This window comes from Mesorhizobium newzealandense, from assembly GCF_042682145.1.
In the GTDB taxonomy this organism is placed as follows: domain Bacteria; phylum Pseudomonadota; class Alphaproteobacteria; order Rhizobiales; family Rhizobiaceae; genus Mesorhizobium; species Mesorhizobium newzealandense.
In genome coordinates this window covers 167,455-192,838 of record NZ_JBHUGZ010000023.1, presented here as the reverse complement: position 1 = coordinate 192,838, position 25,384 = coordinate 167,455, and the positions used below count along the sequence as shown (strand labels likewise).

The window sequence follows — 25,384 nt, the reverse complement described above, 5'->3', positions numbered from 1 at the left end:
TCAGCGCTCCGCATCGACGTTGGTCATGACGGTGTAGAACACCCACGACAGCAAAAGGATGATCAGGAAGTAGATGATCGACATGGCGGCTGCCGGCCCGAGGTCGAACTGGCCAATGGCAATCTTGACCAGGTCTATCGACAGGAACGTCGTCGAATTGCCGGGGCCTCCGCCGGTTACGACGAACGGCTCGGTGTAGATCATGAAGCTGTCCATGAAGCGCAGCAGCACAGCAATCACAAGCACGCGGTTCATCTTCGGCAGTTGGATGTAGCGGAAAATCGCCCAGCGCGACGCGCCATCAATCTTGGCGGCTTGATAGTAAGCATCCGGTATGGAGACGAGGCCGGCATAGCAGAGCAGAACGACGAGGCTTGTCCAGTGCCATACGTCCATCAGGATCACCGTCACCCAGGCGTCGGTCGGATCGTTGACGTAGTTGTAGTCGAAGCCCAGCGCCGACAGCGTGTAGCCGAGCAGACCAATGTCGATGCGGCCGAATACCTGCCAGATCGTGCCGACGACGTTCCACGGGATCAGCAGCGGCAGAGCCATCAACACCAGGCAGACCGGCACGCCCCAGCCTTTCTTGGGCATGTTGAGAGCGATGAAGATGCCGAGCGGAATCTCGATGGCGAGGATGATTGCGGAAAAGATCAGGTTGCGGACCATTGACAGCCAGAAGCGTTCCGACTCCAGGATTTCGGTGTACCAGTCCGAGCCGTTCCAGAAGAAGACGTTGTTTCCGAACGTGTCTTGTACCGAGTAGTTGACCACCGTCATCAGTGGGATCACCGCCGAGAACGCCACCAGCAGGAGAACCGGCAGCACCATGAACCAGGCCTTGTTGTTCCAGGTCTTCTCCATCTAGGCCTCCATCTCGACACGCCAGGAATCGGCATAGATGTTGATGCCGGCCGGGTCGAACCGCACCCTTGGTTCAGCGGGCACGGTTTCGTCCTCACCGATCACGGCAACGATGTCGCGGCCTTCGAGCTTGGCGCGCACCACCTTGTGGCGGCCGAGATCCTCGACCTTGCTGACCTGCACGGCCATGCCGTCGCGGCCGAGCCGGACATATTCGGGACGGATGCCAAGCTCGATGGCGCCACTGCCGGCCTTCGGCGCGCCCGGCAGTTCGATCCGCTGCGAGCCGAGCGTCGCCATCTTGCCATCGATTGCCACCGGCATGACGTTCATGCCGGGCGAGCCGATGAAATAGCCGACAAAAGTGTGGCGTGGCCGCTCGAACAGTTCCGCCGGCGTGCCGATCTGCACGATGCCGCCATCATACATCACCACAACCTGATCGGCGAAGGTCAGCGCCTCGGTCTGGTCGTGCGTGACATAGACCATGGTGTAGCCGAAGCGGCGGTGCAGCTGCTTCAGCTGCGAGCGCAGGACCCACTTCATGTGCGGGTCGATGACGGTCAGCGGTTCGTCGAACAGGATGGCGTTGACGTCGGAGCGCACCAGTCCGCGGCCGAGCGAAATCTTCTGCTTCTGGTCGGCCGTCAGCCCCCTCGCCTTCTTCTTTGCCCAGGACGCCAGGTCGATCATTTCCAGCGTCTCGCGCACCTTGCGGTCGACATCGGCTTCCGGCACGCCGCGGTTGCGCAGCGGGAAGGCCAGATTGTCGTAGACGGTCATGGTGTCGTAGATCACCGGGAACTGGAACACCTGCGCGATGTTGCGCTCCTGCGTCGACAAATTGGTCACGTCCCTGCCATTGAACAGCAACTGTCCATGTGAGGGATGAAGCAGGCCCGAAATGATGTTGAGCAGCGTGGTCTTGCCGCAACCGGAAGGTCCGAGCAGCGCATAGGCGCCGCCGTCCTCGAAAGTATGATGCACTTCGCGTAGGGCGAAATCGGCATCCTTCCGCGGGTTCGGCAGATAGGAATGCCTGACATGATTGACGTCGATGCGCGCCATATCGCCCTCCTATGCCGCCAGCTTCGGCGCGCCGACGGCGCGGCCGTGCTCGTCGAAAACCATGATGTGGCGCGGATCGATGAAAACCTCGACCACCTCGTCGGGCTCGAAATGGCGGATGCCGTGGGTCAGCATGACCCAGCGCACGTCGGCGAAGTCGAGATGAATGAAGCTCTCCGACCCGGTGATTTCGGTGATCGTGACCTTCGCCCGTACCGGCACGGCCAAGGCATTGGGCCGCTCGAGCGACAGATGATGCGGCTGGAAGCCGATCGTGTAGCTCGCATCGGCAATACCGGAGAGCTCGGCCGGCACCGGCAGTTTCACGCCGCCGTCGAGCAGGAAATCCGGGCCCTTCTTGGCGAGCACGATGGTGTTGAGAGGCGGATCGGCGAAGGTCCTCGCCGTCACCAGATCGGCCGGCTTGCGGAACACGTCGATGGTCGGGCCGAACTGGGTGATGCGTCCTTCAGAAAGTGTCGCCGTATTGCCGCCGAGCAGCAGCGCTTCGTGCGGCTCGGTCGTGGCATAGACGAAGATGGTGCCGGCGGCGGCGAAGATCTTAGGCAGCTCGGCGCGCAGTTCCTCGCGCAATTTGTAGTCGAGATTGGCGAGCGGCTCGTCGAGCAGCACGAGGCTGGCATTCTTGACGATGGCGCGCGCCAATGCCGTCCGCTGCTGCTGCCCGCCCGACAGGCTGAGCGGCGTACGGTCGAGATAGGGCGTCAGCTTGAGAAGGGCCGCGGCGTTGCGCACTTCCTTGTCGATCTTGGCCTGATCGGTGCCGGCCACCCGCAGCGGCGAGGCGATGTTCTCGTAAACGGTCATCGCCGGATAGTTGATGAACTGCTGGTAAACCATGGCGATCTTGCGCTTCTGCACCGGCACGCCGGTGACATTCTGGCCGTCGAACCAGACCGAGCCGGAGGTCGGCACATCGAGGCCGGCCATCAGTCGCATCAGGCTGGTCTTGCCGGAAAGTGTGGGCCCGAGCAGGACGTTGAGCGAGCCGTGCTGAAGCGTTAGTGACACGTCGCGGATATGCTCCGCCGCACCGACCGACTTGGTGACGTTTCTCAGTTCCAGCATGACGCCTCCTCCCAGGCTTTCTGCATCAGCTCAAACCTCTTCATTCGGCAGCCGCGACATGTCGCCGGCTTATGCCGCGCATGAATTCATCGAGCGATGCCACCTGCTCACGGCCAAGATGCAGGCCGCGCTTGGTCCTGCGCCATAGCACATCCTCGGCGGTGACGGCCCATTCGTTTTCAACGAGGTAGCGTATCTCGGCCTCGTAGAGATCGGCACCGAAATTGCGGCCGAGATCGGCATTCGATTTGGCCAGGCCCAGCAGAACCTGCGCACGCGTCCCGTAAAGCCGGGTCAGCCTGCGGGCCAGGCGTGCGTCGAGGAACGGGTAGGCCGACTTCAGCTTCGCCACCTGCGCATCGAAACCGGTGGCCGGGAAATCTCCGCCCGGCAGCGGGGCGTTTGCCGTCCACGGTTTGCCGCGCTTGCCGAGAAAGCCCTCGATCTTTTCCAGCATCGATTCCGACAGCCGGCGATAGGTGGTGATCTTGCCACCGAAAGCATTGACGACCGGCGCAGCGCCCTCGCCACCATCGGCCTTGATCACATAGTCGCGCGTCGCTTCCTGCGCCTTGGAGGCGCCGTCGTCATAGAGCGGACGGACAGCCGAATAGGTCCATACAATGTCCGAGCGCTTGACCGGCTGCGCGAAATATTCGCTTGCCGCGGCACAAAGGTAGTCGATCTCGGTGTCGCTGATTTTCACGTCATGCGGGTCGCCGGGATAATCCTGGTCAGTGGTGCCGATCAGCGTGAACTCTTCCTCGTAGGGAATGGCGAAGATGATGCGGCCATCCTTGTTCTGGAAGAAATAGGCGCGCGGATCGTCAAACTTCTTGGAGATGACGATGTGGCTGCCCTGTACGAGGCGGACATTGTGCACGTCGTTGAGGCCGACGACGCCGGAAAGCACGTGATCGACCCACGGTCCGGCTGCGTTGACCAGCAGCCTTGCCTTGATCTCTTCGGTCTCGCCGGTTTGCAGGTTCTCGATCTTGACCGTCCACAACCCGTTTTCGCGGCGCGCGCCGACCACTTTCGTGCGGGTGCGGACCGTTGCGCCGCGATCAGCGGCATCGCGCGCATTCAGCGCCACCAACCGGGCATCGTTGACCCAGCCATCCGAATATTCGAAGGCTTTTTTGAACAGCGGCTTCAAAGGCTTGCCGGCCGGATCATTGGCCATGTCCAGCGTCCTGGTCGCCGGAAGCAATTTGCGCCCGCCAATGTGGTCGTAGAGAAAAAGGCCGAGCCTGATCAGCCAGGCCGGACGCAGGCCCTTGGCATAGGGCAACACGAAGCGCATCGGCCAGATGATATGCGGCGCGTTCTTCCACAGAACCTCGCGCTCCATCAGCGCCTCGCGCACCAGGCGGAATTCGTAGAATTCGAGATAGCGGAGGCCGCCATGGATCAGTTTGGTCGAGCCTGAGGAGGTCCCGCTGGCGAGATCGTTCATCTCGGCGAGAAAGACGGAAAAGCCACGCCCGACGGCATCGCGGGCAATGCCGCACCCGTTGATGCCGCCACCTATGACGAAAATGTCACGGATCGGAGATGCTTCCACAAATTCCTCCAACGATTTCGCATTGCACCATTTTTGGTTTTTACGAAACCGTGTCGGAATTATTTCGAAATGAGAACGAATGTCAAACGAAATATCACAAACCCGTGAGAAGGCCGTGAACGGTGTCAGCCGAGCGATGTTTCAATCAGCTGAACCTCGGCCTCCTGGCAGATCTTGCGCACCGAGGGGATGTCGCAGCGGTCGGTAATGAAGGTGTTGACCTGCGACAGGTGGCCGATGCGCACCGGTGCGGTTCGCTCGAATTTGGTCTGGTCGGAAACCAGGATGACATGCCTTGCATTGGCGATGATCGCCTGCGCCACCTTGACCTCGCGGAAATCGAAGTCGAGCAAGGCGCCGTCATGGTCGATGGCCGAGGCGCCGATCACGGCATAGTCGACCTTGAACTGCCGGATGAAATCGACCGCCGCTTCACCGACGACGCCGCCATCGGAACCGCGCACAACCCCACCCGCGATCACGACCTCGATCGAAGGATATATGCGCATCCTATTGGCAACATTGATGTTATTGGTGATGACCATAAGCCCGTTGTGATCCAGCAATGCCTTGCTGACCGCCTCCGTCGTGGTGCCGATGTTGATGAACAGCGAGGCATTGTCGGGGATCAGCCTGGCTGCCGCCTGGCCGATCGCTTCCTTCTCGTCGGCGGCGATCTTGCGTCTGGCCTCATACTCCATGTTCTCGATGCCGGACGGGAACAATGCACCGCCATGGACGCGCGAAAGCAGCCGCTGATCGCACAGGTCGTTGAGGTCCTTGCGTATGGTCTGCGGCGTCACATTGAAGTGGGTGGCCAGATCGTCGACCAGCACGCGACCATGATCCTTGGCCATCTGGATGATTTCGGCATGGCGGGGCGACAGATACATTGGCAACCTCCCGTTTTCGTTTTTCTTGTCTATAGTCGAAAACGAAACCAATGAAAAGGCATGAGCCGGCTAATGAAACCAACATGATTGCAAAGGCAAATGCCAGCGCACTCCCGGCTGGGCCGATCAGGCCAGGCCGCGAGCAATGTGGGTGATGACGGAGAAGGCAGCATCGACATCGCCGGCTGTCGCCTCGAACTGTCCGACCTGGAAGCGGATTGCCACACGTCCATCGACCCTCGTCTGCGTCAGGTAGATGCGGCCGTCGTCGTTGATCGCATTGACAAGCCGCAGATTGTGCTCGTCCGCATCGGCGCCGGTTGCGGCCCTGTGCCGGAAGGAAAACAGCGAGAGCATCGGTTCGCTGACGATCTCGAAACCCGGCTCATTTGCCAGCCGCACGGCAAGGCCTTCGCTCCAGGCGACATGGTTGCGGATCATCGTGCGCAGGCTTTCCAGCCCATGAGCGCGCAGCAGGAACCACAATTTCAGCGCACGGAACCGCCTGCCGAGCGGCACCGACCATTCGGAATAGTTGATGATGCCGTCATGGCCGTGAGTTTTCAGATAGTCCGGCTTGATGGCCAGCGTCCGTACATGGCTTTCGGGATCGCGCAGGAACTGGATCGAGCAATCGAACTGCGCACCCAGCCATTTGTGCGGGTTGAAGACGACAGAATCGGCTGCTTCGACACCCGACCAGAAATGGCGATATTCGGGGCAAATCATCGCCGATCCGGCCCAGGCCGCATCGACGTGAAGATAGAGGCCATGCCGCCGCGCCACCTCGGCAACCGCGGCGATGTCGTCGGTGCCGCCCGTGCTGGTGCCGCCGACGCAAGCAATGATGCCGGCCGGCAGCATGCCGGCTTCCCGGTCAGCAACGATTGCCGCCTCGAGCGCTGCCGTGTCCATGGCGCGAAAACGACCGCCGACCGGAATGCGCACAAGATTGTCCTCGCCGATGCCCGAGACCCAGATTGCCCGGTCGATCGAAGTGTGCACCTGGTCGGAGGAATAGATGCGCAACCGCGCCTGTCCTGCCAGGCCCTGCCTGTTGCCTCGCCAGTCGAGCGCCCGCTCGCGCATGGTCAGCACCGCGGCCAGCGTCGCCGACGAGGCCGAATCCTGGATAACGCCCGAGAAACCTTCCGGCAGGCCGAGCGCCTGGCGCATCCAGTCGACGGTGCGCGTTTCGAGCTCCGTCGCCGCCGGCGATGTCTGCCAAAGCATGCACTGCGCTGCCATCGCTGAGACCAGATATTCCGCCACCACCGAGACCGGCGCCGCATTGGCCGGGAAATAGGCGAAGAAGCGCGGATGCTGCCAATGCGTCATGCCCGGCAGAATCTTCTCTTCGAAATCGGCGAAAATCCTGTCCATCGGTTCGGCGTCTTCGGGCGGCGAAGCTTCTATGCTCCTGAAGATGTCGCCCGGCTCGACCAATGGCCGCACCGGGCGGTCGCGCAGCGTGCTGCGGTAATCGGCGCCCCAGTCGGCGGCGCGTCGCGACCATTGCCGGAAATCATCGTTGTCCATCATGTCCTCCCGACAGGATTTTTCGCCGCAGCCCGTGACGGCTGGCTCTTTGATATCCGATATTATTTAACATGTGAATTATGTGCAAGTGCCGGCGAATGCCGCGCACCCTACCCCGGGAAATCGGGCAGGCTGGCAAACGCTGTCTTCAGCGCACTCGACCAGCCATCCGAGATCGTGCGGTAGTACTGGTCGTCCTGGCCGATCCGTTTCTTCAGCCCGACCTTGAAAGCATCCTTCTCCAGGAAGAGCAGGTCGAGCGGCAAGCCGACCGACAGGTTCGACTTCAGTGTTGAATCGAACGACACCAGGAGCAGCTTCACCGTCTCGGCGAGACTCATCGTCTTTTCGTAGGCGCGGATGATGATCGGCTTGCCATATTTGGTCTCGCCGATCTGGAAGAACGGCGTGTCATCGGTCGATTCGATGAAGTTGCCTTCGGGATAGATCATGAACAGGCGCGGCTCGCTGCCCTTGATCTGGCCGCCGAGGATGAAGGAGGCGTTGAAGTAGGAATCTGCCTTCTCGCCGGCAGGCGACGAGCTGGCGATGACCTCCTTGACCGTATCGCCGACGAGCCGCACCGTCTGATACATCGACGGTGTCTCCAGCAGCGTGGCGTGACGGTCGGCAATTGCCTTGGTGCGCTCATCGAGCAGGCTGACCACAGCCTGCGTCGTCGCCAGGTTACCGGCCGACATCAGAACGATGACGCGCTCGCCCGGCTGCTCCCAGACATGCATCTTGCGGAAGGTGGAAATCGAATCCATGCCCGCATTGGTGCGCGTGTCCGACATGAACACGAGCCCGCGATCGATCTTAAGGCCGACGCAATATGTCATGGAATCTCTTCTAGAGCGATTCATCGTTTCGCGGAAACGCCGAACCGCTCTATTTCCTTGTTTTGATGCAATTCCCTAGGGAAAGCGCTACGCGCTTTTCCTGGAATTGTTCCGGCGGCATCTTGGGGGATTACTGCTCCACCGTGACGGTGACCGAAAGCTGTTCTTCCGCCTGTCCCAGCCGAATTCCCGACACCGGCGTGGCGTCGCGGTAGTCGCGGCCGGTTGCTACCTTTACATAGCGCTCATCGGGCGAAATGCCGTTAGCAGCATCGAAAGCAACCCAGCCTAGACCCGCAACATGCGCTTCGACCCAGGCATGGCTCGCGGCCTGCTCGATGGTCGAATCCAGCATCAGATAGCCGCTGACATAGCGGGCCGGAAAGCCCATGGCGCGCGCCGCGGCGGCAAAGATATGGGTGTGATCCTGGCATACACCGGTCTTGAGCGCCAACGCTTCCTCTGCCGGTGTCGCGGCATTGGTGGTGCCGGGCGTGTAAGTGACGCGCTCGCCGATCATCGCCATCAACCGATGCAGCCGCTCGATGTCCGTGCCCTTGCCGACCGATGCGGCGAGTTCGCGGATACCATCGCCGATAGCCGTCAACGGCGTTTCATGGCTGTACAGCCACAGCGGTGTAAAGCCCTGGTGTGGTCCGGAGACGCCTGCGGTGTCGCGCGTCACCACTTCGCCCGCCGCTTCCACCGTGATGAAATCGCGCTCCCCCTCGACGCTCAACAGCCGTGTGTCGTTGCCGAAATGGTCGACAAAGCGAACCTCTTCGCGCGCGCCTTCAATGGCCAGCGCCCAGGACAGAACGGTCTGCGTCGATCCGCTGACCGGAAGCAGCCGCAGCCGCTGCAGCAGGTAGTGCACCGGTGCATCGTAGCGGTATTCGGTCCGGTGGGTGATCTTCAGCCGCATGCTTTTTTTCCGTTTGTGAGCACGATCTCGTCCGGAAACCGCTTCCCACTTTTCGCTATCGCGGTCCTTCGGTTCGGGATCATGCTCAATTGAACCGGTAATCTTGTGCGATCTCGTCGCCTAGTCTGGTGTTCTCACGAATGAAATTGGCCAGGAATTCATGCAAGCCGGCGTCGAATATGTCTTTGATCGACCCGGCTCGCAGCATGGCTTGCGTCTTGTCGGCTGTCGCATGGCAGGCATGGCGTTCGCCATAGTCATCGCCGAGGAATTTCAGATGCTCGGCCAGGAAGCGATAGCAGAAGGTCAGCGAACGCGGCATGCGGACATTGAGGATCAGATAGTCAGCAATGTTGGTCGGCTTGTAGTCGGCCTCGTAAACCCAGCGATAGGAACGGTGCGCCGACACCGAGCGCAGGATCGATTCCCACTGATAATTGTCGAGCGTCGAGCCGACCCAGGAGATCGACGGCAACAGCACGTAGTATTTCACGTCGAGAATGCGCGCTGTGTTGTCGGCGCGCTCGACATAGGTGCCGAGCTGCGAGAAGTCGAAGATCTCGTTGCGCAGCATTGTGCCGTAGAACGAGCCGCGGATCAGCGCCGTCTCGCGCTTGATCGCATCGAGCACGCTCGGCAGGTCGCGTTCGTCGATCGGCCTTGCCAGCATCCGCTTCAGCGACATCCAGGCTTCGTTGATGCTTTCCCAGGTCTCACGCGTCAGCGCGGTGCGCACCATGCGGGCATTGTTGCGGGCCGTCTCGATCGCCGCCATCGTGCTCGACGGGTTCGACGTGTCGCGCAACAGGAAGTCGGCGACATTGGCTGCGGTATAGTCCTGGTATTTCTGCGTGAAGGCGACGTCTGAGCCGGCGCTGAGCAGCACCGAATTCCATTCCTCCGAGGCGCTCTGGGTGCGGGTCAGCGCCATGCGCAGGCCGGCATCAACAAGGCGCGCCATGTTTTCAGCCCGCTCGATGTAGCGGTTCATCCAGTAAAGCCCGTTGGCGGTGCGGCCTAAAAGCATCCAAAACCCTTCAAGTGAAAATCAATCATCCAGCACCCACGTATCCTTGGTGCCGCCGCCCTGCGAGGAATTGACGACCAGCGAACCCTCCTTGAGCGCGACGCGCGTCAGCCCGCCGGGCACGATCTGGATACGGTCGGAAACCAGCACATAGGGCCGCAGATCGACGTGGCGCGGCGCCAGGCCCTTGTCGGTCAGGATCGGGCAAGTCGACAGCGCCAGCGTCGGCTGGGCGATGTAGTTCGACGGTTTTGCCGCAAGTTTCTTGGAAAAATCCTCGCATTCCTTCTTTGTCGCGGCGGGTCCGACCAGCATGCCGTAGCCGCCGGAACCGTGGACCTCCTTGATCACCAGCTCGTCGATATGCTCGAGCACGTATTTCAGGCTGTCCGGCTCCGAGCAGCGCCAGGTCGGGATGTTGCCGAGGATCGCCTTGCGGCCGGTGTAGAATTCGACGATCTCGGGCATGTAGGAATAGATCGCCTTGTCGTCGGCGATGCCGGTGCCCGGCGCATTGGCGATGGTGATGTTGCCGGCGCGGTAGACATCCATGATACCAGGTATGCCGAGCGCCGAATCCGGCCGGAAGGTGAGCGGGTCGAGGAAAGAATCATCGACGCGGCGGTAAAGCACATCGATCTGCTTGTAGCCTTCCGTCGTGCGCATCGCGACATGGCCGTCGACAACGCGCAGATCCTGGCCCTCAACCAGTTGCACGCCCATCTGGTCGGCAAGGAAGGCGTGTTCGAAATAGGCCGAGTTGAAACTGCCGGGCGTAAGCACGGCAATGGTCGGCGTGCCCTTGGTGCTTTGCGGCCGCACTGCCGCCAGCGACTGCCGCAGGAGCTGCGGATAGTTCTCCACCGGCCGCACCTTGATCTTCTGGAACAGCTCGGGGAACAGCTGCATCATCGTTTCACGGTTCTCCAGCATGTAGGAGACACCGGAAGGCGTGCGCGCATTGTCCTCCAGCACATAGAATTCGTCCTCGCTGATGCGGACGATGTCGACGCCAATGATGTGGGTGTAGACGCCGGCCGGCGGCCTGACCCCAATCATTTCCGGCAGAAACGCCTCGTTCTTGGCGATCAATTCCCTGGGAACGCGCCCTGCCCGCAGGATCTCCTGGCGATGGTAGATATCGTCGAGGAAGGCGTTCAGCGCCTGCACGCGCTGCTCGATGCCTTGCGTGAGGCGCCGCCATTCATTGCCCGAGATGATGCGGGGAACGATGTCGAACGGGATCAGCCGTTCGGAGGCTTCCTGCTCGCCATAGACGGCGAAGGTGATGCCGGTCTTGCGGAAGACGCGTTCGGCGTCCTGCATCTTCTCGGTAAGCCTGGCCGGATCCTGCTCCTTCAGCCAGCGATCATAAGCCGAATACGGTCTTCTCAATCCGGAGACTTCCGGAAGCATTTCATCGAACGCTGCCAATCGCATACTCCCCTGTGACGCCATTTCACTGGCGTCGTCGGAGAAAATCAAGCGCAATCGGTGATTTGAGGGATAAGGACGATCAGTATGTTGCGGCTGCCCAAAATTGAGGCAGCAGAAATATGACCTTGGTCAGGCTTTGCCTTGTGCCCGGGCAGGTGCGTTCAGCGGCTGGAGCATGATCCCGAAAAATGGGGTCCGGATTTCTCGGTCAAACGGAAACCGTTTGTCCAGAGATCGTGCTCAAACAAAGAGATAGAGCCCCATCCCGATTCTGTCGGGATGGAACGGGCTCTAGAAGGCGCGGAACGTGACGACGGTGAAGGTGTCCTTGATGCCGGGAAGAATCTGCACCTTTTCGTTGACGAAATGGCCGACATCTTCCTCGTCGTCGACATAGAATTTGGCGAGCAGATCGTAATTGCCGGCGGTGGAGTAGATCTCCGAGGCGATCTCGGCGTCGGCAAGCGCGCTGGCAACCTCGTAGGATTTGCCGAGCTCGCATTTGATCTGCACGAAAAACGCCTTCATGGCTTCGTCCCGCTAAACGTCCAAGTCCAAGCGGCCCTTCTGGCAGACTGGAGGCGGGCTTTCAAGCGTTGGAATGAATGCTCGGCCAGCCCGGTCCTGGGCTACGGCTTCCCGCAGCTCCGCCACCGACATGCTGCGCGATGCTCGGAATCCATCGAGGCGAGACGAATATTCGCCATCGCTGAAACCGTGAAGCGCCGCCAAGCGTATGTTAGGATGCCTCGTGAACGTCTTTTTGGAGAGGCAGCCTTCGAGGGACAACGGAGACAGGCCATGCGCCGCATGTTTTTCGCATTCGCGTTCGTTCCGCTCATCCTGGCCACTCCGGCGTTTGCCGGCGATGCCGAGGTCAAGGCGGCGCAAGCCGCCATCGACGGCCAGTTAAAAGCCTTCATCGCCAATGACGGCGCCACCGCCTACAGCTTCGCCGCACCCAACGTGAAGCAGATCTTCCCGACAGTCGACACCTTCATGAACATGGTGACCAACGGCTATCCGCCGGTGCGCAAGCCGCAGACCTACTCCTTCGGCAAGGTCGAGGAGACAAGCCCGACCTCGATCGTCCAGCAGGTGCTGATCGTCGGCCCCGACGGCAAGGACTACGAGGCGGTCTACACGCTGCAGCAACAGCCCGATGGCACCTTCCAGATCACCGGCTGCAGCCTGCGCGCCTCGACTTCGCTCAGCACTTGAGCGTCATACGACGGGGATATCGCCCCTTGCCCAGCCTTCAGTGATCTCGGCCGCGCGTGCCTCGAAGGCCTTGGCCTCGATCGCAGCGCGGATGTCCTGCATCAGCTTTTGATAGTAGGAAAGGTTGTTCCAGGTCAGGAGCATGGCGCCGAGCGCCTCTTGCGAGCGCACCAGATGATGCAGATAGGCGCGTGAGTAGTCCCGTGCCGCCGGGCAATCGCTTTCCTCGTCAAGCGGGCGCGGATCGTCGGCATGGCGGGCGTTTCGCAAATTGACCTTGCCACGCCTGGTATAGGCAAGGCCGTGCCGGCCGGCCCGCGTTGGCATCACGCAGTCGAACATGTCGATGCCGCGCGCCACCGATTTCAGGATATCGTCCGGCGTGCCGACGCCCATGAGATAGCGCGGCTTGTCCGCCGGCAGTTCCGGACAGGTGATGTCGAGCATCTCGAGCATCACCGCCTGCGGTTCGCCGACGGCCAGGCCGCCAACTGCGTAGCCCTTCAGTTCCATCGCGCTCAGCGCTTGCGCCGAACGCACCCTGAGCTCTGCATTGTCGCCGCCCTGCACGATGCCGAACATCGCCTTGCCCGGCTGGTCGCCGAACGCCGTCTTGCAACGCTCGGCCCAGCGAAGCGACAGCTCCATGGCGCGCTCGATCTCCTTCATCTCGGCCGGCAGCGCCGTGCACTCGTCGAGCTGCATCTGGATATCGGAATCCAGCAACCCCTGGATCTCGATCGAGCGTTCCGGCGACATTTCGTAGGCGGCGCCGTCGATGTGCGAGCGGAAGGTGACGCCCTTTTCGGTCAACTTCCTCAGTTTCGACAGTGACATCACCTGAAAACCGCCACTGTCGGTCAGGATCGGATGCGGCCAGCGGGCGAATTCGTGCAGCCCGCCGAGCCGCGCCACGCGCTCGGCGCCGGGCCGCAGCATCAGATGATAGGTGTTGCCAAGGATGATGTCGGCGCCGACGCCGCGCACCTGATCCATGTACATGGCCTTGACCGTGCCGCCGGTGCCGACCGGCATGAAGGCCGGCGTGCGAATTTCGCCGCGCGGCATGTCGATCACGCCGCGCCGCGCCTTGCCGTCGGTCGCCAGAACCTTGAAGCTGAACGGCTTAGCCATTGAATTCCTTGTCGTGAACCGGGGCGCCAGGGGCCTGGTTGTCGAGCGACTGGCGGTATTGGATGCAGCCGCGCATGAATCTGGGCCAGGGCGGTACGGCGATCGATGGCTCGGTCTTTTCCGGCAACAGGTCCCACAGGTCCGGATGATGCCAGCAGAGGTCATGGCCGGTGGCGTCACGATGCCGGCGAATGCCGGCGCGCAATTTTTTCACTTCCGCGATCAGGCTTTCGCGATCAAAGGCTTGCAGATCATCGTCCATCGCTCATCTCCGCCCGATAAAGCAGGCTTGCGTCGCCATAGGAGTAGAACCTGTAATGGTTCTCGATGGCATGCGCATAGGCAGCACGCATCGTGTCGAGGCCACTGAAGGCCGAAACCAGCATAAACAGGGTCGAGCGCGGCAGGTGGAAATTGGTCATCAGCATGTCGGCGGTGCGAAAGCGGTAGCCGGGCGTGATGAAGATGTCGGTCGGACCGGACCACGCGGCGAGCGTGCCATCTGCCAGCGCGGCACTCTCCAGCAGGCGCAGCGATGTCGTGCCGACGGCGACGATACGCCCGCCTCTCGCCCTGGCAGCATTGAGCGCGTCGGCGGTGGCCTCGCTGACCGAACCGGTCTCGGCATGCATCTTGTGGTCTGCGGTGTCATCTGCCTTCACCGGCAGGAACGTGCCGGCGCCGACATGCAGCGTGACGAAGCGGCGCTCGACACCCTTGGCGTCGAGTGCCGCAAAAAGCTCAGGCGTGAAATGCAGGCCCGCCGTGGGTGCCGCAACGGCGCCTTCCTCCCTTGCATAGATGGTCTGGTAATCGGCCCGGTCGCGTTCGTCGTCATCGCGCTTCGAGGCGATATAGGGCGGCAGCGGAATGTGGCCGACCGCATGCAGCGCCTCGTCCAGAAAGGGTCCCGACAGGTCGAAGCCGAGCAGCGCCTCGCCGCCCTCGCCCTTCTCGATCACGGTGGCGTCAAGCTGGCCGAGGAAACAGGAATTGCCGTCGTGGCCGAAATGGATGCGGTCGCCGGCGGCAATGCGCTTGCCCGGCCGCATGAAGGCCAGCCAGCGGTCCGGCGCCATGCGCATATGCAGCGTGGCTTCGACCTGAGCCTGTGCCTCGCCGCGCCGCCTGATGCCTTTGAGCTGCGCCGGAATGACCTTGGTGTCGTTGAACACCAGCACATCGCCTGCCCTCAGCAGCGACGGCAGGTCGCCAACCGTCCGGTCGTCGAGCCCTTCGCCGGGCTTGACCACCAGCATCTTGGCGGTGTCGCGCGGCTCTGCCGGGCGAAGCGCGATGCGCTCCTCCGGCAGGTCGAAGTCAAAAAGATCGACGCGCATCAGTAGAGCCGGACGAGCAGCGCTCCGGCCAGCAGCAGCACCGCGCCGGCGACGCGGCCGAGCGAGATTTCACGCACCGCGACGCCGAGGAAGCCGACCCGATCGATGAGCATGCCGGCCAGCAACTGCCCGGCCACCAGAAATGCCATCAGGGCGGCGGCGCCGATGCGCGGCGTGAGGATTGTCGACAGCGTGACATAGAAGCCGCCGAGCATGCCGCCGGCGACGAACAGCCAAGGCGCCGGCGCCTTCCAATCGAGCGTGATGCCTTGCAGATTCCGCACCGTGACTGAGATGATGCCGAGCACGACGGCGCCCGACAGGAACGAAAACGCAGCCGCCGCGACCGGCAGACCCAGGCCGCGCGCCAGCTGCGAATTGATCGGCGCCTGAATGGCAATGAAGGCGCCGGACAGGATGCCGAGAAGCGACCAGACGACGCCCATCATTGTCGTTTTACCTTACTTGACGTCGGCCGCGACCTTCAGCGACACGATCTTGTCGGGGTCCGGCACCGGCTCGCCGCGCTTGATCTTGTCGACATTGTCCATGCCTTCGATGACCTGGCCCCAGACCGTATACTGGCGGTTGAGGAAAGCGGCATCGTCGAAGCAGATGAAGAACTGCGAATTGGCCGAGTTCGGGTTCTGCGAACGGGCCATGGAGCAGGTGCCGCGGCCATGATTGGCGTTGGAGAATTCGGCCTTCAGATCCGGCTTCTCGGAACCGCCCATGCCGGCGCGCGACGGTGCGAAGGAAGGCTTGCTCGAATTGCCGAACTTGACGTCGCCGGTCTGCGCCATGAAGCCCTCGATGACGCGGTGGAAGACCACGCCGTCATAGGCGCCTTCGCGCGCCAGTTCCTTGATGCGGGCGACATGGCCGGGCGCCAGGTCGGGGAAAAGTTCGATGACGACCTTGCCCTTGGTCGTTTCCATGATGAGCGCGTTTTCGCGGTCCTTGATCTCGGCCATGTCAGATATCCTTTTGAGAAAACAGAGTTATTTGTCGGCGGCGATGCGCACTTTGATCATCCGGTCGGGATCGGTGACCGTGCCATTGTCCGCTTCGTCGCCCTTCTTGATGTGATCCACCAGCTCCATGCCGCTGACGACGTTGCCGACGATGGTGTACTGGCCATCGAGTGGAGGTGCCGGCGCGAACATGATGAAGAACTGCGAATTGGCGGAGTTGGGGTCCTGCGAGCGGGCCATGCCGACCACGCCGCGCTTGTAGTGCTCGGTCTGCGAGAATTCGGCCGGCAGGTCGGGCTGATCGGAACCGCCGGTTCCGACGGCCTCGGCGCTAAAACCCTTCTTAATGTTGCCGAACTTGACGTCGCCGGTCTGCGCCATGAAGCCGTCGATGACGCGGTGGAAGGCGACGTTGTCATAGGCGCCCTGGCGCACAAGCTTCTTGATCTGCGCGACGTTCTTGGGCGCGAGATCGGGCCGAAGTGCGATGGTGACGTCGCCATCCTTCAGCGTGATGATCATGGTGTTTTCCGGATCGGCAGCGAAGGCCGAGACCGATGCGGTCACAAGACCGGCAAGCACAATGAGGAGCGAGGCAAGCTTTTTCAGCTGCATGGGTTTTTCTCCGGAGTCTTTATTTAGCGAATTTGGCGGTGAGCGCACCGGCAACCGCCGCCGGCACGAAGGGGCGGATGTCGCCTCCCATCGAGGCAATCTGGCGGACAAGTGTGGCGGTAATGGTGCGCACGGACGGGCTGGCGGGCAGAAAGACCGTCTGCAGTTCAGGCGCCATGGTCTCGTTCATGCCAGCCATCTGCATCTCGTAGTCGAGGTCGGTGCCGTCGCGCAGGCCGCGGATCATGATCGAGGCGCCCTGCTTCCTGGCCGCGTCGATGACCAGCCCGTCGAAGGCGACGACCTTGATGCGGGTACCGTCACGGCCGAATTCCGCTTTCGTGGCGGTCTCGATCAGCGCCACCCGTTCCTCAAAGGAAAACAGCGGCTGCTTGCCCGGATGGATGCCGATCGCCGCATAGACGATGTCGGCCACGGCCAGCGACGCCTTCAGCACATCGAGATGGCCGTTGGTCAGCGGGTCGAAGGAGCCGGCATAGAGGGCGATGCGTTCAGTCATGGCTGGTGCTTCTAGCGAGCCTCTCTCGCAAAGGCAAATCCGATTGGTGAGCGGGGCGTGAACCTTTTCCGGCGCATGAACGACAGATGAACACGCTGATCACGAAGCCTTCACGCAGCGTTCACTAGGTTGCACCTTAATAAGATGAAACCAAATTCCCATCTATCCGTTGTTAGGCGCAGGAGAACACGCACATGCTGATCTACATGCTCGCCACCGCAATGACCGTCGCCATGCTGATCGCCACTGTATTCGGGCTGCATCAGGAAGCTGAACGCGTCCGCGTCAGGGCCAACACCAAACGCTTCGAAGGCTTCGGCCCCCGCAAGCCGTATCGCCACTACTAAGATTGCCTGAGCGTGCTGCCGCGCCGGCCGATGGGCCGGCGTTGCTATGTCAACGTGGTGCCGGACCTACTCAGCACCATCCGGGCCGGCATCCGCCGCCGGATCGATCTCGGCACCGGCGCTGTCTTCGATTTCCTCGTCCGCCTGCGGTTCGGAAATCCGCTCGACCGAAACCACCTTTTCGCCTTCAGCCGTATTGAAGATGGTCACGCCCTTGGTGGCGCGGCTGGCGAAGCGGATACCGTTGACCGGCACCCGGATGACGGTGCCACCATCCGACACCAGCATGATCTGGTCGTCATTGCCGACCGGGAAGGTCGCCACCAGCCTGCCGATCTCGGCCACCTTCGACACGTCGGTGGCACGGATGCCCTTACCGCCGCGTCCGGTCAGCCGGAAATCATAGGACGACGAGCGCTTGCCATAGCCATACTCGGTCACCGTCAGCACGTACTGTTCGTGCTGCTTGAGGAACTCGTAGCGTTCGTCGGAAAGCTCCGTCTCCTCGCCGACCTCTTCGTTGGTCAGCGCGATCTCTTCCTCTTCGCCGGCGGCGATGCCGGCGGCAAGGCGCCGTTCGGCCGCCGCCCGCTTCAGATAGGCGGCGCGCTCGGCCGGCGGCGCATCGACATTCTCGATCACCGCCATGGAAATCACCCGGTCTGTCTCGGCCATGGCAATGCCACGCACGCCGACCGAGTTGCGGCTCTGGAAGACGCGCACGTCGCCGACTGAAAAGCGGATGCACTGGCCGGAACTGGCGGTCAGGAGCACGTCGCCATTGTCGGTGCAGGTCTCGACGCCGAGGATCTCGTCGCCCTCCTCCTCCAGCTTCATGGCGATCTTGCCGTTGCGGTTGACCTGGACGAAGTCGGAAAGCTTGTTGCGGCGCACGGTGCCGCGCGTGGTGGCGAACATCACGTCGAGCTCGCCCCAACTGGTCTCGTCCTCGGGCAGCGGCATGATGGTGGTAATACGCTCGCCCTGCTCCAGCGGCAGCATGTTGATCAGCGCCTTGCCGCGCGACTGCGGGTTTCCGATCGGCAGCCGCCAGACCTTCTCCTTGTAGACGATGCCACGCGAGGAGAAGAACAGCACCGGCGTGTGGGTGTTGGCCACAAACAGCCGGGTGACGAAATCCTCTTCCTTGGTCGACATGCCGGAGCGGCCCTTGCCGCCGCGGCGCTGCGCCCGGTAGAGCGACAGCGGCACGCGCTTGATGTAGCCGGAATGGCTCACCGTCACGACCATGTCCTCGCGCTGGATCAGATCCTCGTCTTCCATGTCCGCGCCACCGTCCGTGAGCTCGGTGCGGCGAGGCGTGCCGAACTCGTCGCGCACGGCGGCGAGTTCGTCCTTGACGATCTGCTGGACGCGCGCGCGGGACGACAAAATGTCCAGATAATCAATGATTTCGGCGCCGATCGTGTTCAATTCGTCGGCGATCTCGTCGCGGCCAAGCGCCGTCAGGCGCTGCAGGCGCAGCTCGAGGATGGCGCGCGCCTGCTCCTCGGAGAGGTTGTAGGTGCCGTCCGCGTTGATGCGATGGCGCGGATCGTCGATCAACAGGATCAGCGATTCGACGTCGCCGGACGGCCAGCGCCGTTCCATCAACTGCTCGCGCGCCGTCTGCGGATCCGGCGCGGTGCGGATCAGCTTGATCACTTCATCGATGTTGGCGACGGCGATAGCGAGACCGACCAGCACATGGGCGCGGTCGCGCGCCTTGCGCAGCAGGAATTTCGTCCGCCTTGTGATCACTTCCTCGCGGAAAGCGACGAACGCCCGCAGCATGTCGGTCAGCGTCAGCAGTTCCGGCTTGCCGCCATTCAGCGCCACCATATTGGCGCCGAAGGAGGTCTGCAGCGGCGTGAAACGGTAAAGTTGGTTGAGGATGACGTCGGCGACGGCGTCGCGCTTGAGCTCGATGACGACGCGGTAACCTTGGCGATCGCTCTCGTCGCGGATGTCGGAAATGCCCTCGATGCGCTTGTCGCGCACCAGTTCGGCCATCTTCTCGATCATCGACGACTTGTTCACCTGGTAGGGAACCTCGGTGATGATGATCGATTCACGGTCGTTGCCGCGCGCCTCGATGTTGACTTTGCCGCGCATGACGATGGAGCCGCGACCGGTCGAATAGGCGCTGTAGATGCCAGAGCGGCCAAGCACGATGCCGCCGGTCGGGAAATCCGGGCCCGGAATGATTTCCATCAGCGCCGGCAGGTCGATCGCCGGATTGTCGATGATGGCAATCGCGCCGTTGCAGACTTCGCCGAGATTATGCGGTGGGATGTTGGTCGCCATGCCGACGGCGATGCCGCCGGAGCCGTTGACTAGCAGATTGGGGAAGCGTGCCGGCAGAACCTTGGGCTCGCTGCCGGATGCGTCATAGGTGTCCTGGAAATCGACGGTGTCCTTGTCGATGTCTTCCAGCAGTTCGTGCGCGACCTTGGTCAGCCGCGATTCCGTATAGCGCATCGCCGCCGGCGGATCGCCGTCGATCGAGCCGAAATTGCCTTGCCCGTCGATCAGCGGCACGCGCAGCGACCAGTCCTGCGCCATGCGCACCAAGGCGTCATAGATGGAGGCGTCGCCATGCGGGTGATATTTACCCATCACGTCGGCGACCGGGCGTGCCGATTTCACATATTTGCGGTTCCAGTGGTAACCGCTCTCATGCGAGGCGAAGAGAATGCGGCGATGCACTGGCTTCAGGCCGTCGCGCACGTCCGGCAGCGCACGGCTGACGATCACGCTCATGGCGTAATCGAGATAGGAGCGCTGCATCTCCTCGACGATCGATATCGGTTCGATGCCGGTGGGGCCGCCGTCGGCGCCGCGCGGTGTCTTTTGGTCGGTCAAATCGGATCACAATCTAATCAGGAATCACTTGCTGCTTATATAGGAAGCAAGCTCGAAACTCCAACGTCCGCAGCACTTTTCCAGTGCCATTTTTGATGGTAATTTCAAATGGATACCACTGATTGCGACGATATGGCCAAGGCGGTTTTCGCCACCACAGGGCAAAAGCCTGCAATGAACCGTTTTCCCCAAGCGAAAGCCACGAGCGCGATGAATTGGACACCGTGGCTGCCTTTGCGAGCGTTGAGCGGTTGGCGGTCCCGGGATCTCAATGGCGATCTGATCGCGGGCGTGACACTGGCTGCGATCGCCATTCCCGAACCTATGGCGAATCTCAACGCACCTTGTGCTGCGAGCCTTTGCGGGCGGCCGCTCGGCGGGAGCGATACTGGCCCGGCGTCTCACCCATGACGCGCCGAAACCGACGATTGAACGTCGACAAATCGTTGAAGCCGGCGTCGAAGGCGATCGCCGAGACCGCTTCGTCTGACATGCGCAGCCGCACCGCCGCCCGGTGCAGCCGGGTCTTGAGCAGGAACTGGTAGGGTGTCATGCCCGCGACCTGCCGGAAAATGCGCAGGAAATGATAGGGGCTGGTCGCCGTCTCATCGGCAAGCGCCGAAAGCGAAATCGGTCCGTCGGCATCGAGTTCGATCCGCCGCACTGCCTCGGCAACCCGTTTCTGATCGCGACGGCTTGGCGCGCATTTGACAGGTGTGGAGCCAGAGGCTGTGGCCACCGCACCCGCAATGCGCAGCCCGAGTTCCTCGAAGGCGTCGATGTCGGCCATCTCGCGAGCGGTTTCGGCCTCGGCGAGCAAGCACGCCAAGGCCGGCAAAGGCGGCAGGCGCGGCACCTCGAAGGCCAGCTTCCTGGCGCCTGGCACACCAGCCACGATGCGTTCCATGTAGGCCGGCCCGAAATGGAACGAGAGGCAACGGTCGCCGCTGCCGTGCTCGTGCCCGCATTCGTAGCACGTGCCGGGGTTGCCGAGCAGGAGCGCGCCAGGCGCCAGCATCGCCGTGCCTTGCTGGGCGCGATAGCGGAACGTGCCGCTGGTGACCGCGGCGACACAGAAATCCCGATGTGCTTCCTCGAACGGCCGGTCACCGGCGCTGGCCGTGCAGATCACATCCGCCACGTGCCAGCCGGCCCCGGATGCGAGAGTGTGCGTGGTCGCTGTCATGACTCGAAATATAGCAATTTTTCCCAAGCCCAGAACCCCATCACTGCCTACTCCTCCCGGTCTCCTGACAAGAAAGACCGGAACCATGTTCGACCAATCCTCGTTTGCCGAAGCCTTGCACAGTCTCGGACCAGTCGACGGCCTTGCCGAAAAACTGAACCTTTACGGCCGCTTCGTCGGCGCCTGGACGTTTAACGCCTCGCGCCATCTCGAGGATGGCACGGTGCTGACCGGACGTGGCGAGGTGCATTTCGGCTGGGTGCTGGAAGGCCGGGCGATCCAGGATGTGTGGATCCTGCCCGCACGCGACGCCGGCCCCTCGCCTTCCCTAAGCAAATGGACGTTCTACGGCACGACATTGCGCCTCTACGACCCCGCCGCGGATGCCTGGCACATCTTCTGGAGCGACCCCCGCAACCAGTATTACAGCCGCCAGCTCGGCCGCGCCGAAGGCGACACCATCGTGCAGGTGGGCGCCGATGGCACCGGCACTTCGGTGCGCTGGAGCTTTTCGCGGATCACCGAGAATTCCTTCCGCTGGCTCGGCGAGCGCTCGCACGACAATGGCGCGACATGGCGGCTGGAAGTCGAATTCCTGGCGTGCCGAATGGCAACAATCTGACGCGACAAGACATTGCAACAATGGAGAAAACCATGTTCGACCATATCTCGATCGGTGTTCACGACGCCGCCGCTTCCAGGCGCTTCTACGATGCCGCGCTGACGCCGCTCGGCTATACCTGTCTCAGCCAGTCACCGGGCTCGTTGGGTTATGGCGCGCAAGGCGTCGCGTTGTGGGTCAACGAGGCGCCGCGACCGGTGCCATCAGACGAAAAGTCTGGCCTGCATTTCTGCTTTGCCGCACCGACGCGGGGCAGCGTCGATGCCTTCCATGCCGGAGCCTTGCGCGAAGGCGGCAGCGACAATGGCGCGCCCGGCCTGCGCGCCGACTATGGCGAAAACTACTATGCCGCCTTTGTCGTCGATCCGGACGGCTATCGCATCGAGGCCTATTGCGGCGCTGCCGGCTAAAGCAGTTCCAGGAAAAGTGTGAAACGGTTTTCCCGGGAAAAGCGCTTAGCGCTTTTCCTCAGGGAATTGCGTCAAGACAAAGGGTTGCCGAAGTCTCCGGTTTCGTCCCGCTGACAGTTCCCACCGACCGGGCTTTGCTCTACCAATATCCTGGTGCGGGCACGGCCCGGCGGGAGGGGTCAGAGATGCCGAGCTTCGACAGCCTGTTCAACGCCTTCGTCACCATTCTCGTGACCATCGATCCGCCTGGCCTGGCGCCGCTGTTCCTCGCCGTGACGCGCGGCATGAACCGCGAGGAGCGCCAGCAGGTTTCCGTCCGCGCCTCGATCATCGGCTTCCTGGTCATGGCGCTGTTTGCCGTTGCCGGCGCCTCGATCCTGTCGGTGTTCGGCATCACGCTGCCGGCTTTCCGTGTCGCCGGTGGCTTCCTGCTGTTCTTCATCGCCTTCGAAATGGTGTTCGAGCGCCGGCAGGACCGCAAGGAGAAGATCGGCGACGTCGCCATCACCAAAGACATGATCCACAACATCGCCGCTTTCCCGCTGGCGATCCCGCTGATCGCCGGCCCCGGCGCCATTTCGGCGACGGTGCTGCTCTCCGGTTCGTTTCAGGGCTTTGCCGCGCAAGCGGCGCTGGTCGGCATCATCTTCGTCTGCCTCGCCATCACCTATCTGGTGTTCGTGCTGTCGGAGCGCATAGACCGCATCCTCGGCCAGACCGGCCGCTCGATCCTGACCCGGCTGCTCGGCGTCATCCTGGCAGCGCTTGCCGTGCAGTTTGTCGCCGACGGCATCAAGGCACTGATGGCGGGGTAGCGCGCGACAAGCCGCCGAAGCCGGCCCTACTTCGCCGTCGTGTCGATGACCTCGAAATCGTGGGTAATCGCAGCGGTCTTGGCCAGCATCGCGGAGGCGGAACAATATTTTTCGATCGAAAGGTCGATTGCCCGTTTGACCTTGTCGCTGGAGAGCGACCGGCCCTTGACGACGAAATGCATGTGGATGCGGGTGAACACCCTGGGCTCGGTTTCGGCCCGATCGGCGTCGAGTTCGACGACGCAATCCTCGACCGCCTCGCGGCCCTTTTCGAGGATATGGACGACATCATAGGCCGAACAGCCGCCAGTGCCGATCAACACCAGTTCCATCGGGCTCGGCCCTGGTGTCTTGCCTTCCGGCCCAAGCGCGGTTCCCAGAACCACCTTGTGGCCGCTGCCGGATTCGCCGACGAAGGTGCGCTCCTCGACCCACTTTACGCGTGCTTTCACCTGATATTTCCTTCCACTTGGGCCATCCGCCTCAAGGATCAAACAGGGTCACGGTCCGGCCCGGGCGACGCCGAAGACGACGTCATGCATGACCCTGCCCGGCAACAGGGTGAAGATGCCGGCGCCGACCAACGCAAAGACATACAGCGCAATCATCGACTTGCGATGCTTGGCGACGCGGTGATCGTGGGCATGCCACACTGCCAGCGGCACAGTGACCAGCACCAGGATCGACAGGAGATGGATCGGACTGAAAGGGCCGATGAGGCGGATGTCATGAATCCAGAAACTCGAGACGGCGATCACCAGCATCAGCGCAGCCCAGACATAACCCGCGATGCGATGGCGCAGCGTTCCCTTCGGCAGTGCCAGCTGCGTGGCCCCTATCGCCAGTGCGGCGAAGGCCGCAAAGGCATGCCAAGGGATCGGTGAGGGCGCGGCAAGCAGAGGTTGCAGCGACATTGCCGCCTCCGGGTGTTGACTCCTCAGAACGGAATTTCGTCGTCCAGCTCGCGCGACGAACCGCCGCCGCCGCTCTTGGCACCGCCGCCGCCACGATTGAAGCCTTCGCTCGGGCTGGACTGGCCGAAATCGGAACCGCGGCTGCTGCCGCCACCGGCATAGCCGCCGACCTGACCGCCCTCGCCCTGTCCGCGCGCATCGAGCATCTGCAGCTCGCCGCGGAATTTCTGCAGCACGACTTCCGTCGTGTACTTGTCGTTACCGGTCTGGTCTTGCCATTTGCGCGTCTGCAACTGGCCTTCGACATAGACCTTCATCCCCTTCTTCAGATACTGCTCGGCCACTTTGGCGAGCTGGTCGTTGAAGATGACGACGTTGTGCCACTCGGTCTTTTCCTTGCGCTCGCCGGAATTCTTGTCGCGCCAGCTTTCCGACGTCGCAATGCGGATATTGACGACCGGCTCGCCGGAGTTCAGGCGACGGATTTCCGGGTCCGCACCGAGGTTGCCGACCAGAATGACCTTGTTGACGCTACCCGCCATGATATTTCTCCGCGCTCATCCGAAACAAATTTTGGTCGCAGCACCTTACAGGCTGCGGACAATCGCCGCCTGCTATGGCTGGCTTTTCCCACAAGGTTTTTGTTCCCTTTTCGTTCTATGATGCAGACGACGTTCTGTCAATGTTTGTCAGTAAGATGTAGTGTTCCGGTCCGAAATTTCCATGAAATCGGGAATGGGTCCGGGCGATCAAATGAAGTCCGTCGCACATGAGGACCAGCAGCGCGAGCAATGGCGAGCAGGTGTGGAGACGCGTATGCACGTGTCGGCCAGCAATGGTGCATCGCAACTTTGCATATTCGAGCAATGGGTCGAACCCACGCTCGGCGCCCCAACGCATTGGCATCCCGTCGAAGAAGTGCTGACCGTTATCGCCGGCAGGGCCGAGATGTGGATCGACGATGAGCACAGCGTCCTGACATCAGGCCAGTCGCTTGTTGTTCCCGCAAACAGGAAACACGGGTTCAAGAACGTCGGAATAGGAACGCTTCACATCCACGCCGTGCTTGCGTCGCCAATCTTCGAGGCGACGTTTGATGGGCCTGCCGGGGTAGTGAGGCGCTGGCTTCCGACAGTCTCGTAAAACAGCACTTGCCAAATCAATAAG

Annotated in this window: 29 protein-coding genes; 6 read left to right on the top strand and 23 right to left on the bottom strand. The window is 61.9% G+C overall.

The annotated features are described in order from the left end of the window. From ACFSOZ_RS30630 to ACFSOZ_RS30580, 11 genes are all read right to left on the bottom strand, one after another. A complete protein-coding gene (locus ACFSOZ_RS30630) occupies positions 1-867 on the bottom strand; it encodes a carbohydrate ABC transporter permease (RefSeq protein ID WP_379104267.1) in 867 nt (288 codons plus the stop codon). Beyond that, complete coding sequence (locus ACFSOZ_RS30625) at positions 868-1,935, bottom strand: ABC transporter ATP-binding protein (protein WP_379104265.1); 1,068 nt, start codon at positions 1,933-1,935, stop codon at positions 868-870. A gap of 9 nt (positions 1,936-1,944) precedes the next feature. After that, on the bottom strand, positions 1,945-3,024 hold the full coding sequence (locus ACFSOZ_RS30620; protein ID WP_379104263.1) for an ABC transporter ATP-binding protein: 1,080 nt from the start codon (positions 3,022-3,024) through the stop codon (positions 1,945-1,947). A 40-nt stretch (positions 3,025-3,064) separates the two neighbouring features. Further along, positions 3,065-4,591, bottom strand: coding sequence for a glycerol-3-phosphate dehydrogenase (gene glpD, locus ACFSOZ_RS30615; protein ID WP_379104261.1), 1,527 nt, complete (start codon positions 4,589-4,591; stop codon positions 3,065-3,067). Between the two features lie 125 nt (positions 4,592-4,716). Next, entirely contained in the window at positions 4,717-5,484 is a 768-nt protein-coding gene (locus ACFSOZ_RS30610; RefSeq protein WP_379104259.1) for a DeoR/GlpR family DNA-binding transcription regulator, read from the bottom strand. Positions 5,485-5,610: 126 nt separating this feature from the next. Further along, complete coding sequence (locus ACFSOZ_RS30605; RefSeq protein ID WP_379104563.1) at positions 5,611-7,023, bottom strand: pyridoxal phosphate-dependent decarboxylase family protein; 1,413 nt, start codon at positions 7,021-7,023, stop codon at positions 5,611-5,613. Between the two features lie 110 nt (positions 7,024-7,133). Then, positions 7,134-7,865, bottom strand: a complete 732-nt coding sequence (locus ACFSOZ_RS30600; RefSeq protein WP_111546470.1) for a proteasome-type protease — start codon at positions 7,863-7,865, stop codon at positions 7,134-7,136. Between the two features lie 130 nt (positions 7,866-7,995). Further along, positions 7,996-8,790, bottom strand: coding sequence for a transglutaminase family protein (locus ACFSOZ_RS30595; RefSeq protein WP_379104257.1), 795 nt, complete (start codon positions 8,788-8,790; stop codon positions 7,996-7,998). 85 nt (positions 8,791-8,875) lie between these two features. Next, complete coding sequence (locus tag ACFSOZ_RS30590; protein ID WP_379104255.1) at positions 8,876-9,817, bottom strand: alpha-E domain-containing protein; 942 nt, start codon at positions 9,815-9,817, stop codon at positions 8,876-8,878. A 21-nt stretch (positions 9,818-9,838) separates the two neighbouring features. Continuing rightward, on the bottom strand, positions 9,839-11,251 hold the full coding sequence (locus ACFSOZ_RS30585) for a circularly permuted type 2 ATP-grasp protein (RefSeq protein WP_167392123.1): 1,413 nt from the start codon (positions 11,249-11,251) through the stop codon (positions 9,839-9,841). Between the two features lie 294 nt (positions 11,252-11,545). Beyond that, a complete protein-coding gene (locus ACFSOZ_RS30580) occupies positions 11,546-11,782 on the bottom strand; it encodes an Lrp/AsnC family transcriptional regulator (protein WP_010909609.1) in 237 nt (78 codons plus the stop codon). Positions 11,783-12,055: 273 nt separating this feature from the next. On the opposite strand from ACFSOZ_RS30580, the gene ACFSOZ_RS30575 reads away from it, so the two are divergent. Next, positions 12,056-12,475 carry a DUF4864 domain-containing protein gene (locus tag ACFSOZ_RS30575; RefSeq protein ID WP_379104253.1) on the top strand — a complete coding sequence of 140 codons (420 nt, stop codon included), beginning with the start codon at positions 12,056-12,058 and terminating at the stop codon, positions 12,473-12,475. A 3-nt stretch (positions 12,476-12,478) separates the two neighbouring features. Here the strand turns inward: ACFSOZ_RS30575 and tgt are convergent, their stop codons facing one another. The 7 genes from tgt to coaD all read right to left on the bottom strand — a co-directional run bounded on the left by tgt (position 12,479) and on the right by coaD (position 17,058). Further along, complete coding sequence (tgt, locus tag ACFSOZ_RS30570; protein ID WP_379104251.1) at positions 12,479-13,609, bottom strand: tRNA guanosine(34) transglycosylase Tgt; 1,131 nt, start codon at positions 13,607-13,609, stop codon at positions 12,479-12,481. After that, on the bottom strand, positions 13,602-13,871 hold the full coding sequence (locus ACFSOZ_RS30565; RefSeq protein WP_379104249.1) for a hypothetical protein: 270 nt from the start codon (positions 13,869-13,871) through the stop codon (positions 13,602-13,604). Before ACFSOZ_RS30565 ends, tgt begins: the two co-directional genes overlap by 8 nt. Next, positions 13,861-14,949: a tRNA preQ1(34) S-adenosylmethionine ribosyltransferase-isomerase QueA gene (queA, locus tag ACFSOZ_RS30560; protein WP_379104247.1), complete on the bottom strand. Its 1,089-nt coding sequence runs from the start codon at positions 14,947-14,949 to the stop codon at positions 13,861-13,863. The genes ACFSOZ_RS30565 and queA overlap by 11 nt, the downstream gene beginning before the upstream one ends. Next, a complete protein-coding gene (locus ACFSOZ_RS30555; protein ID WP_379104245.1) occupies positions 14,949-15,398 on the bottom strand; it encodes a DMT family transporter in 450 nt (149 codons plus the stop codon). Before ACFSOZ_RS30555 ends, queA begins: the two co-directional genes overlap by 1 nt. Positions 15,399-15,410: 12 nt before the next feature. After that, a complete protein-coding gene (locus tag ACFSOZ_RS30550) occupies positions 15,411-15,923 on the bottom strand; it encodes a peptidylprolyl isomerase (RefSeq protein ID WP_195174493.1) in 513 nt (170 codons plus the stop codon). Positions 15,924-15,950: 27 nt separating this feature from the next. Continuing rightward, entirely contained in the window at positions 15,951-16,445 is a 495-nt protein-coding gene (locus tag ACFSOZ_RS30545) for a peptidylprolyl isomerase (RefSeq protein ID WP_379104561.1), read from the bottom strand. Between the two features lie 112 nt (positions 16,446-16,557). Next, a complete protein-coding gene (gene coaD, locus ACFSOZ_RS30540) occupies positions 16,558-17,058 on the bottom strand; it encodes a pantetheine-phosphate adenylyltransferase (protein WP_379104243.1) in 501 nt (166 codons plus the stop codon). 194 nt (positions 17,059-17,252) lie between these two features. Here coaD and ACFSOZ_RS30535 point away from each other — a divergent pair, with 194 nt between their 5' ends. Beyond that, positions 17,253-17,405, top strand: a complete 153-nt coding sequence (locus ACFSOZ_RS30535; RefSeq protein ID WP_379104241.1) for a hypothetical protein — start codon at positions 17,253-17,255, stop codon at positions 17,403-17,405. Between the two features lie 66 nt (positions 17,406-17,471). On the opposite strand, the gene gyrA is transcribed toward ACFSOZ_RS30535, so the two are convergent. Further along, the gene (gene gyrA / locus ACFSOZ_RS30530; protein WP_379104239.1) at positions 17,472-20,270 is read right to left on the bottom strand and encodes a DNA gyrase subunit A; all 2,799 of its coding nucleotides are present in this window, start codon (positions 20,268-20,270) and stop codon (positions 17,472-17,474) included. Positions 20,271-20,604: 334 nt separating this feature from the next. Then, a complete protein-coding gene (locus ACFSOZ_RS30525; protein WP_379104237.1) occupies positions 20,605-21,456 on the bottom strand; it encodes a helix-turn-helix transcriptional regulator in 852 nt (283 codons plus the stop codon). 85 nt (positions 21,457-21,541) lie between these two features. Here ACFSOZ_RS30525 and ACFSOZ_RS30520 point away from each other — a divergent pair, with 85 nt between their 5' ends. The 3 genes from ACFSOZ_RS30520 to ACFSOZ_RS30510 all read left to right on the top strand — a co-directional run bounded on the left by ACFSOZ_RS30520 (position 21,542) and on the right by ACFSOZ_RS30510 (position 23,303). Beyond that, positions 21,542-22,078: a hypothetical protein gene (locus ACFSOZ_RS30520; RefSeq protein ID WP_379104235.1), complete on the top strand. Its 537-nt coding sequence runs from the start codon at positions 21,542-21,544 to the stop codon at positions 22,076-22,078. 32 nt (positions 22,079-22,110) lie between these two features. After that, on the top strand, positions 22,111-22,488 hold the full coding sequence (locus ACFSOZ_RS30515; protein ID WP_379104233.1) for a VOC family protein: 378 nt from the start codon (positions 22,111-22,113) through the stop codon (positions 22,486-22,488). 185 nt (positions 22,489-22,673) lie between these two features. After that, complete coding sequence (locus ACFSOZ_RS30510) at positions 22,674-23,303, top strand: MarC family protein (protein WP_023670949.1); 630 nt, start codon at positions 22,674-22,676, stop codon at positions 23,301-23,303. Between the two features lie 26 nt (positions 23,304-23,329). Here ACFSOZ_RS30510 and ACFSOZ_RS30505 read toward each other — a convergent pair whose 3' ends face one another. The 3 genes from ACFSOZ_RS30505 to ACFSOZ_RS30495 are packed head-to-tail and all read right to left on the bottom strand — an operon-like array spanning position 23,330 to position 24,759. Beyond that, a complete protein-coding gene (locus ACFSOZ_RS30505) occupies positions 23,330-23,755 on the bottom strand; it encodes an OsmC family protein (RefSeq protein WP_379104231.1) in 426 nt (141 codons plus the stop codon). 48 nt (positions 23,756-23,803) lie between these two features. Beyond that, positions 23,804-24,217 (bottom strand): DUF2306 domain-containing protein, encoded by a 414-nt coding sequence (locus ACFSOZ_RS30500; protein WP_379104229.1) that lies wholly within the window; start codon positions 24,215-24,217, stop codon positions 23,804-23,806. A gap of 23 nt (positions 24,218-24,240) precedes the next feature. After that, complete coding sequence (locus ACFSOZ_RS30495; protein ID WP_379104227.1) at positions 24,241-24,759, bottom strand: single-stranded DNA-binding protein; 519 nt, start codon at positions 24,757-24,759, stop codon at positions 24,241-24,243. A gap of 211 nt (positions 24,760-24,970) precedes the next feature. On the opposite strand from ACFSOZ_RS30495, the gene ACFSOZ_RS30490 reads away from it, so the two are divergent. Next, positions 24,971-25,360 carry a cupin domain-containing protein gene (locus ACFSOZ_RS30490; protein WP_379104225.1) on the top strand — a complete coding sequence of 130 codons (390 nt, stop codon included), beginning with the start codon at positions 24,971-24,973 and terminating at the stop codon, positions 25,358-25,360. Positions 25,361-25,384 lie beyond the last annotated feature (24 nt).